The organism is Methyloceanibacter sp. (assembly GCF_050728395.1).
In the GTDB taxonomy this organism is placed as follows: Bacteria; Pseudomonadota; Alphaproteobacteria; order Rhizobiales; family Methyloligellaceae; genus Methyloceanibacter.
On the sequence record NZ_JBOHJB010000176.1, the window covers coordinates 1 to 2,686 of the forward strand.

Sequence of the window (2,686 nt, forward strand, 5' to 3'; positions counted from 1 at the left end):
AACACTACGTTTACTTGCACGTCGGCAGGAAATGGACCTACGACGTCCAGACCTGGAACGGTAAGAACATTGATGAGGAATATGCCCAATTCAACTTCACCCTTGGCAACCACGGCGACGACTTGTCTAGGGCCTGTCCTCAATTGAGCCAAATGACAGCGGCGGCCAAATGGATGCCGGCGAGGAAGTTTCTGGCAGTCTTGTCATAGCGGGTCGCAATCGCTCGGTACTGCTTGAGCTTACAATAGAAGTTCTCCATGAGGTGGCGCGCTTTGTACATTTCCTTGTCGTAGAGGCGTTGAACCTTTCGATTCCTCCTGGGCGGGATCACGAACCTTTTTCCTGCCGCGAGCAGAGGCTCGATGACGCGCTCATCGGCATCGAAAGCCTTGTCTGCCAGCAAGGTATCTGCCTGCATCTGAGGCAGCAACGCGTCGGCACCTTGCAGATCATGGGCTTGCCCCGCAGTCAGGAAGAAGGACAACGGATTGCCAAGGGCATCGACCATGGCATGGATTTTGGTGCTTAATCCGCCTTTGCTGCGCCCGATCGCCTGGTCGCCGTCTTTTTTTGGGCGCCGGCGCTGTGCTGATGTGCGCGCACAATGGTGCTGTCGATCATCGCGTACTCATTGTCGGCGTCGGCCGCCAGCATTTCGAAGAGCTTCTTCCATACACCGCGCTTGGCCCAGCGCGAAAACCGCGTGTGAACCTTGATCGGATCGCCAAACCGTTCCGGCAGGTCCCGCCAGGGAATGCCGGCGCGATAACGGTAAAGCACCGCCTCGACAAACAGCCGGTTGTCCTTGGCGGTGACACCGACATGCCCTTCACGGCCGGGCAGAAGGTCCCTGATACGCTCCCATTGGTCATCACGAAGGGCATAGCGGCGCATTGAGTCAACTCCGAATCAAGTTGACCTCCCATGAATCACTTGGTGAACATCTTGGGAATCCGCTAAATGAGGACAGGCCCTAGCATTACAGTTGTCTTTCTGCTTTGAGGTGAGCGCGTTGAGCGGCAGCCTGGTGAGCCCTTCGCCAGAATGACCATGCGATGACATGCGCGGGTTGAATACGGTTTCGAGCGAGTCTGACGGCGATGCGGCGGATTTCCTGGATTGACCAGCGGATCAGTGGCGGTGTGGTTATGCTTTGGCTTTTGCCGGGGGGCGCCGTTTGGTTTTTTTGGGCGGTGGCGGATTGGCGCGATGTCGGATCGCGGCCATCATGGCGAAGGCGAGCATCGCCAGCGACACGTGGCGATGCCAGCCATGCCAGGATCGGCTCTCGTTGTGATCGAGCCCGAACTCGTTTTTCGCGGTCTCAAAGCTGTCCTCGATCGCCCAGCGATGGCCTTCGACCGCGACCAGCGTATCAATGGATGTTCCCGCCGGACACCAGGTGGTGAAGAAGGCGAGGTCACCGTCGGCGATGCGACGACGGATCAATAGACCGCGCGTCCACAAACCATCATTTGCACGGTTGAATTGCCCGGCCTCGAGATCGGCCAATTCGAGATAGCACCAATCGTGCAGCCGCGGTCCTTTGGTTCCGGCTCCCGCCGACAGGCGCTTCCAGTCGGACGGGCGCCGGGTCCGGGCGAGGTCTGCGGCCGTACCGGCGACCGGCGACCGCTTGCCCCAGGACCGGAACACATGAGCGCTGCTGACCCCCAGCACGTAGCCTTTGCCCGCCCGGCGAAGTTGCTGTTCGATGTCGCCAACACCGTAGACGGTATCACCGGCAACCCACTTGAATGGTACAGACGCGGCTATCGCGCGGGCGATCATTCTCGTCGCCAGCTTTGGTTTGGTCGCAAAGCCGACATCGGCAGGCACATAGGCGGCTTCCAGACGATCTGGATCGTCGGTCCATTCCTTCGGAAGGTACAGCGCGCGATCGATGAACGCATGACCATGACGCGAAACGTAGGTAGCGAAGACGCCGATCTGGCAGTTGGTAATCTTGCCTGCCGAACCCGTGTATTGCCGCGCCACGCCGCATGACGCTTTGCCCTGTTTGAGAAAGCCGGTCTCGTCGATCACCAGCACCGCATCGTCATCCGCCAAATGCTCGATGACATAGCCCCGTACGATATCGCGCAGGGCATCGGCGTCCCAATCCCTGCGACCCAGGATCGCCTGCTGCCGCCATGGGCCGGGATCGCCAGCCGCCTCCGCGCGCATCCAACCGGTCTTGCGCTGCTCATCTCCGAGCAGACCTTCCAGGAACAGGCCTGCATTGGTCGCAACACGCTCTTGCGTGAACAACGGACGTATCCGCTTCTTGACCTCTCGAAGCGACGCCGCCCACAACGCAAGCGTCTCTTCAATCGACGCTGCCCGCGCCCACGATCTTCGAATCATGGTTGCCCATTGATTCAGAAGCCTTCCGAAAAAGCAACTGTAGTGCTAGGCGAGGCTCGGAACCCCCGGCCGTCGCTGATCCGCAATGCCCGCGGTCTTGCGCCGCCACTTCTCCAGCGACAGCGGCAGCTCTTCGGCGGCCTCGACGCGGTTGCGGCCGCCGCGCTTGGCCTGGTAGAGCGCGGTATCGGCCGCCGCCAGCAGCACTTCGAGCTCGGTGCCCGCCGGTCCGCCGGCCACGCCGATGCTGACCGTGGTGTCGACCGGGCCTTCCTCGACCGCGATTCCGGAATCGGCAAAGGCCTCGCGCACCCGCTCG

General features: G+C 60.8%; 3 protein-coding genes. All 3 read right to left on the reverse strand.

Features of this window, described 5'->3' with window-relative positions:
* Nucleotides 1-139 precede the first annotated feature (139 nt).
* Nucleotides 140-894, reverse strand: a protein-coding gene (locus ACREC7_RS16265; protein ID WP_431556732.1) for an IS5 family transposase whose coding sequence is annotated in 2 segments (ribosomal slippage) — nt 140-564 and nt 564-894 — 756 coding nt in all. Because the reading frame shifts where the segments join, the coding sequence is not laid out codon by codon here.
* A 252-nt stretch (nt 895-1,146) separates the two neighbouring features.
* A complete protein-coding gene (locus tag ACREC7_RS16270) occupies nt 1,147-2,367 on the reverse strand; it encodes an IS701 family transposase (protein WP_431556733.1) in 1,221 nt (406 codons plus the stop codon).
* Between the two features lie 45 nt (nt 2,368-2,412).
* Nucleotides 2,413-2,686: GGDEF domain-containing protein (locus ACREC7_RS16275; protein ID WP_431556734.1), on the reverse strand; the 274-nt coding region annotated here is incomplete at its 5' end.

Excerpts from the sequence above, each read along its gene's own strand:
- ACREC7_RS16270 (WP_431556733.1), bottom strand. The coding sequence starts at position 2,367 with ATGATTCGAAGATCGTGGGCGCGGGCAGCGTCGATTGAAGAGACGCTT.